The 6,789-nt window shown below is 44.9% G+C and carries 5 protein-coding genes; 4 read left to right on the top strand and 1 reads right to left on the bottom strand.

The annotated features are described in order from the left end of the window. Positions 1-237 precede the first annotated feature (237 nt). The 4 genes from dapB (at position 238) to greA (ending at position 6,229) form a co-directional block, all read left to right on the top strand. Entirely contained in the window at positions 238-1,041 is an 804-nt protein-coding gene (gene dapB, locus A3762_RS24795) for a 4-hydroxy-tetrahydrodipicolinate reductase (RefSeq protein WP_068478002.1), read from the top strand. A gap of 249 nt (positions 1,042-1,290) precedes the next feature. Continuing rightward, complete coding sequence (gene carA / locus A3762_RS24785) at positions 1,291-2,421, top strand: glutamine-hydrolyzing carbamoyl-phosphate synthase small subunit (RefSeq protein WP_068478038.1); 1,131 nt, start codon at positions 1,291-1,293, stop codon at positions 2,419-2,421. A gap of 75 nt (positions 2,422-2,496) precedes the next feature. Further along, positions 2,497-5,703 (top strand): carbamoyl-phosphate synthase large subunit, encoded by a 3,207-nt coding sequence (gene carB, locus A3762_RS24780; protein ID WP_068478003.1) that lies wholly within the window; start codon positions 2,497-2,499, stop codon positions 5,701-5,703. 49 nt (positions 5,704-5,752) lie between these two features. Further along, complete coding sequence (greA, locus tag A3762_RS24775; RefSeq protein ID WP_068758108.1) at positions 5,753-6,229, top strand: transcription elongation factor GreA; 477 nt, start codon at positions 5,753-5,755, stop codon at positions 6,227-6,229. Positions 6,230-6,310: 81 nt separating this feature from the next. Here the strand turns inward: greA and yhbY are convergent, their stop codons facing one another. Next, on the bottom strand, positions 6,311-6,619 hold the full coding sequence (gene yhbY / locus A3762_RS24770; protein ID WP_068478004.1) for a ribosome assembly RNA-binding protein YhbY: 309 nt from the start codon (positions 6,617-6,619) through the stop codon (positions 6,311-6,313). Positions 6,620-6,789 lie beyond the last annotated feature (170 nt).

Here is a 6,789-nt window from a genome sequence, read left to right as displayed (position 1 = left end):
GCTTTAGTGCAGGACTGCATGCTATTTTCACCTCAAGCTTTGTTAACAGTGTACTCAAATGCTCACTTACTTCGTGTAAGCTCAGCTTTTCCGTGCACTTTCGCCTCGCTTGATGCAAAATATCTATCTAGTAGGTGTGTGCCGAGTTTTTACTGTATAGAGTTTGGTTAGTAATTAAGCTATTTATAATTCCCGCCTTTGAGCGGGAATTTTTCATTTAAAAAAGAGGGTAAAGCAATGGTACGCATTGCAGTAACAGGTGCGATTGGCCGCATGGGTAAAATGTTGATTGAAGCTGTTCATCAATCAGCAGAAGCAGAATTAAGCGCAGCGATTGTTTTGCCAGACAGTAGTGTGATTGGTGCCGATGCAGGTGAGTTGTCTGGGATTGGTAAAAATGGCGTTAGTGTTGTGGGTCACTTGAGTGAAGTGATTGATGATTTTGATGTGTTGATCGATTTTACTGCTCCTGATGCCACGCTAGAAAATGCCAAACTATGTGCTGAGAACGGCAAGGGTATCGTGATTGGTACAACGGGCTTTACTCCTGAAGAAGAAGAATTGCTTTTGTCGTATCAGGCGAACGCCGCGATGTGTAAAGCTGCGAATTTCAGCACGGGTGTGAATATGTGTCTTAATCTCTTGAAAAAAGCCGCAGAGATTTTAGGCGATGATTATGATGTCGAAATTTACGAAGCGCATCATAAGCATAAAGTGGATGCACCATCTGGTACGGCTTTGGCGATGGGTGAATCAGTAGCTGAAGGGTTAGACCGCAATCTACGTGAGGTAGCTGTTTACGGACGTGAAGGTCAAACAGGCGCACGAAATAAAGAAACGATTGGTTTTGCAACGGTTCGCGGTGGTGATGTTGTCGGTGATCATACTGTGATGTTTTTGGGCGATGGAGAGCGTGTTGAAATTACACACAAGGCATCGAGTCGAATGGCGTTCGCAAATGGTGCGGTGCGTGCTGCTGCTTGGTTGCATTCTCAGGAGCCCGGTCTGTATGAAATGCGCGATGTTTTAAATCTTAAGTAATGAGACGCGTAATTTTTGTGCAGTAAATGCTTTGATCGCATAGACAACAAAATGTGAAATATGTACAATGCCGCCGCTTGAGATAAGGCGTTGTACATAAAAACGCGAAAGAATTATAAAAAGCGAGATGAGCAAATGTTCATCTCGCTTTTTTGCAACTAGCATTCGCTAAATGCATCTCAAGCCCGCCAAAGACGGTTTCTTTCGATACGAAAAATACACTGCTTGGACAAGCGCGAGGAACTGGTGTTGACTAAACCCGCTATTTTAGCTCTTGAAGATGGCTCCATATTCAAGGGTATCTCTATCGGTGCAGATGGAGAAACTACTGGAGAAGTTGTTTTTAACACCGCGATGACGGGGTATCAGGAAATTCTTACTGACCCATCATATGCAAAACAAATTGTTACTTTGACCTATCCTCACATCGGTAATACTGGTGTTAATGAGGAAGATGTAGAAAGCGACCAAATTTGGTCAGCTGGTCTAGTAATTCGTAATCTTCCTTTGCTTGCTAGCTCATGGCGTAATGAGAAGCCATTAGATGTTTATCTCTCTGAAAATAATATTGTTGCGATCGCGGATATCGATACACGTCGTTTGACGCGTATTTTGCGCGAGAAGGGCGCCCAGAATGGTTGTATCCTCGCTGGTGATAATATTTCAGAAGAACTGGCATTAGAAAAAGCAAAAGCATTCCCTGGTCTTAAGGGAATGGATTTGGCAAAAGAAGTGACGCATCAAGAAGTCTATGAATGGACTGAAGCAGAATGGGACTTGAGCTCTGGTTATGCGCAAGCAAAAGATTCTGAGTTCCACGTAGTTGCTTACGACTTTGGTGTGAAGCGCAATATTCTGCGTATGCTTGCTGAACGCGGTTGTAAATTGACTGTGGTTCCAGCACAAACTCCTGCAAGTGAAGTGCTTGCTTTGAACCCTGATGGGGTGTTCCTCTCTAATGGTCCTGGTGACCCAGAGCCATGTGGCTATGCAATTTCTGCGATTCAAGAAATTCTAGAGACTAAAAAGCCAGTGTTTGGTATTTGTCTTGGTCATCAGTTGTTAGCACTAGCGAGCGGCGCAAAAACGGTCAAGATGAAGTTTGGTCATCACGGTGCGAACCACCCTGTTCAAGATTTGGCGACGGGCGAAGTGATGATTACGAGTCAGAACCATGGTTTTGCGGTGGACGAAGAGTCGTTGCCTAGTAACATCGAAGCAACACATAAATCTTTGTTTGATGGAAGTTTGCAGGGTATCAAGCGCACAGATACTCCGGCTTATAGTTTTCAGGGTCACCCAGAAGCAAGCCCAGGGCCGCATGATGTAGCGCCATTATTTGACCAATTTATTGCTGAAATGCGTAAAGCTGCAAAATAAACAAAATATGAATTATCGAGCGGCTCCTAGGGGAGCCGCTTTCGAAGACAAATAGTAAAAGTGGAACGAAATTAGATGCCAAAGCGTACCGACATAAAGAGTATTCTTATTATTGGAGCGGGCCCGATCGTCATCGGTCAGGCGTGTGAATTTGATTACTCAGGCGCACAAGCCTGTAAGGCACTTCGCGAAGAAGGTTATCGAGTGATCCTCGTTAATTCCAATCCTGCGACTATCATGACTGATCCGGCGATGGCGGATGCAACTTATATTGAGCCAATTACTTGGGAAACGGTTGCACGTATTATTGAGCAAGAGCGCCCAGACGCATTACTCCCAACCATGGGTGGTCAAACAGCGCTAAACTGTGCTTTAGATCTTGAGCGCGAGGGTGTGCTTGACAAGTTTGGTGTTGAGATGATCGGTGCTAACGCTGATACGATCGATAAAGCAGAAGATCGTGATCGTTTTGATAAGGCAATGAAAGCGATTGGTCTTGAAACGCCGCGTTCTGGTATCGCACACAGTATGGAAGAAGCGGTTGGCCTGATCGACGAGCTAGGCTTTCCATGTATTATTCGTCCTTCGTTTACCATGGGTGGTAGCGGAGGCGGTATCGCATATAACCGCGAAGAGTTTGAAGAAATCTGTGCTCGCGGCTTGGATATGTCGCCAACAAATGAGCTTCTCATTGATGAGTCTTTGATCGGTTGGAAAGAATACGAGATGGAAGTTGTCCGCGATAAGAAGGACAACTGCATCATCATTTGTTCGATTGAAAACTTCGATGCAATGGGTGTTCATACGGGTGACTCGATTACTGTAGCGCCAGCGCAAACACTTACGGATAAAGAATACCAAATCATGCGTAACGCATCGCTTGCGGTACTTCGTGAAATTGGTGTTGAAACGGGTGGTTCGAACGTACAGTTTGGTATCAGTCCAACAACTGGTCGTATGGTTGTTATCGAGATGAACCCGCGTGTATCTCGCTCGTCTGCGCTTGCTTCTAAAGCGACTGGTTTCCCAATCGCAAAAGTTGCTGCGAAGTTAGCGGTTGGCTACACACTCGATGAGCTTCAAAATGATATTACTGGCGGTGCAACACCTGCATCGTTTGAGCCTGCAATTGACTACGTAGTAACGAAGATCCCTCGTTTCACTTTTGAAAAATTCCCACAAGCGGATGCGACATTGACGACTCAGATGAAGTCGGTCGGTGAGGTGATGTCGATCGGACGTACTTTCCAAGAGTCATTCCAGAAAGCTATTCGTGGTTTAGAAGTTGGCTCTTATGGATTTGAGCCGATTCTTGATATCGCCTCGGATAATGCAATGGATACCTTGCGTGGTGAATTAAGCACGCCAAGCGCAGAGCGTATCTGGTATTTGGGTGATGCATTCCGTGCAGGTATGAGCATCGATGAGATTTATGGTCTAACTGGTATCGATCCTTGGTTCTTGGTTCAAATCGAAGACATCATTGAAGAAGAGCAAGTTGTTTCAAATATGATTCGCTCTGATCTTACTTCGGAAGCAGTGCGTCGATTGAAACGCAAAGGTTTCTCTGATCACCGTTTGGCATCATTGTTGGACTTGAGTGAAAAAGAAGTTCGTAATATTCGTCAAGACTTCGGTATCCGTCCAGTTTACAAGCGCGTTGATACCTGTGCTGCTGAGTTCTCGACTGCCACAGCGTATATGTACTCAAGTTATGAAGAAGAGTGTGAAGCGCAAACGTCTGATCGCGAGAAAATTGTTGTTATTGGCGGTGGTCCTAACCGTATTGGTCAAGGTATTGAGTTTGATTACTGTTGTGTACACGCTGCGCTTGCAATGCGTGAAGATGGCTATGAAACGATCATGATCAACTGTAATCCAGAGACAGTTTCAACGGATTACGATACTTCAGACCGTTTGTACTTCGAATCTATTACGCTTGAAGACGTACTAGAAATTATCGAACTAGAAAAACCGAAAGGTGTGATCGTGCACTACGGTGGTCAAACACCACTTAAGCTTGCGCGTGGCCTTGAAGATGCTGGTGTGCCGATTATCGGTACTAGCCCTGATGCGATTGACCGTGCTGAAGATCGTGAGCGTTTCCAGCAAATGATTCAGCGTTTAGGGTTGAAGCAGCCAAATAACGCGACAGTACGTAGCCTTGAAGAAGGTATCGTGGCAGCGAATGAAATTGGCTATCCATTGGTTGTTCGTCCATCTTATGTACTTGGTGGCCGAGCGATGGAAATCGTCTACAAAGAAGACGAGCTTGTGCGTTACATGAAAGATGCTGTTCAAGTATCTAACGATAGCCCTGTTTTGCTTGACCACTTCTTGAATTCTGCAATCGAAGTGGATATCGATGCGATCTCAGATGGTAAGCAAGTCGTGATTGGCGCAATTATGCAGCACATCGAGCAGGCGGGTGTTCACTCTGGTGACTCGGCTTGTTCACTACCTCCATATACATTGTCTGCAGATGTTCAAGACGAAATGCGTGAAGCGGTTAAGTCGATGGCTTTAGAGCTTGGCGTTGTCGGTTTGATGAATACTCAGCTCGCTTATCAGGATGGTGAAATTTACGTGATCGAAGTGAACCCACGTGCGTCACGTACCGTACCATTCGTGTCAAAAGCGATTGGTACCTCATTAGCGAAAGTTGCAGCACGTGTAATGGCGGGCAAAACTCTAGAAGAGCTAGATTTTACAACTGAGATCATCCCAGAGCACTTCAGTGTGAAAGAGTCAGTGTTCCCATTTAAGAAGTTCCCAGCAGTTGACCCGATCCTTGGTCCTGAGATGAAGTCTACGGGCGAAGTTATGGGTGTTGGTGAAACCTTCGATGAGGCGTTTGCTAAAGGTTTTATCGCGACAGGTGAAACACTTCCTGCATCAGGTAAGGCATTCTTGAGTGTTCGTGACGTAGACAAAGAAGGTGTTGTTGAACTTGCGAAACTTCTTGTTGAGGGTGGCTTTAGCTTAGTTGCAACGCGTGGTACTGCTCAGGCAATTGAGGAAGCAGGCATGGAAGTTAGTGTTGTGAATAAAGTGCGTGAAGGTCGTCCACACGTTGTTGACGTAATTAAGAATGAAGATATTTCTTTGATCGTCAATACTACGGAAGGGCGTCAAGCAATCAAAGACTCTTCGCATATCCGTCAATCTGCGTTGCAGAAGAAGATTGCTTACAGTACTACTTTGTGGGGTGGTGAAGCGATCGCGCGTGCGATTCGTTTTGGCTCAAATGAAAAAGTGCGTCGCTTGCAGGATTTGCACTAAAGCAAGGCTATACTGATTAGCAGGATATAAAGCAAATTATAGGAAAACTATGAATCGTATTCCGATGACAGTGCAAGGCGAAGCCGCCTTGCGCGAAGAATTAGTTCAATTAAAAACCGTAGAACGTCCTCGTGTTATTGAGGCGATCGCTGATGCCCGTGAGCATGGCGATTTGAAAGAAAATGCTGAGTACCATGCAGCGCGTGAGCAGCAGAGCTTTATTGAAGGACGCATTCAAGAAATTGAAGGTAAGCTTTCTAATGCGCAGGTGATTGACGTTGCGGCAATTGAGCCTTCAGGAAAAGTAATTTTTGGCTCAACGGTAACGTTGTTGAAAATCGACGATGACTCAGAAGTGAAGTATCAAATCGTTGGCGAAGATGAGGCGGATATTAAGCTTGGCAAGATTTCTGTTTCTTCACCGATCGCTCGTGCCTTGATTGGCAAGAACGAAGGCGACGTTGCTTTTGTTCGTGTGCCAGACGGTATTGTCGAGTATGAAATCGACGAGGTTGAGCATATTTAATCGCTAGGCCTTACAAACAAAAAAAGCGCTCATGAACGAGCGCTTTTTTTGTTTTCGAGTTTTGATTCTTACAGCTTTGATCTACATTCTGATCAAGTTTGATAGCTTCGGATTTGGCTTTTTGCTACGGCGAAGCAATACGACGATTTTGCCGATGATTTGAACTTGCGTGGCATTTGTTTTTTCCGCCATTTCAGTCATAGCTTGTGCGCGAAACTCACGATCATTTGACGCAACTTTTACTTTGATCAATTCGTGTTGTTCTAATGCGCGATCTAACTCTTCAAGTAAACCCTCGCTGACTCCTTTATCACCCACTATAATGATCGGGTTTAGGTTGTGGGCAATGGCGCGAAGTTGTTTTTTCTCGGCGGCGCTAAGTGTTGTCATGTTTGAATCCTGTAAATATTTCGGCGCAAGTTTACAGTCTGGCCGAAAGAAACCAAAGTCAATATTTTAAAACTATCACCATTATAGAAGAGCATTACTATGGCACGTTCTAAGTCTAGCGGTCGTTGGCTAAAAGAGCATTTTGATGATCAGTATGTGAAACGATCTCA

The sequence above is a fragment of the Oleiphilus sp. HI0125 genome, from assembly GCF_001635355.1.
Note: the sequence above shows the minus strand (reverse complement) of the source record. Positions and strands in the feature narration are given on the sequence as shown.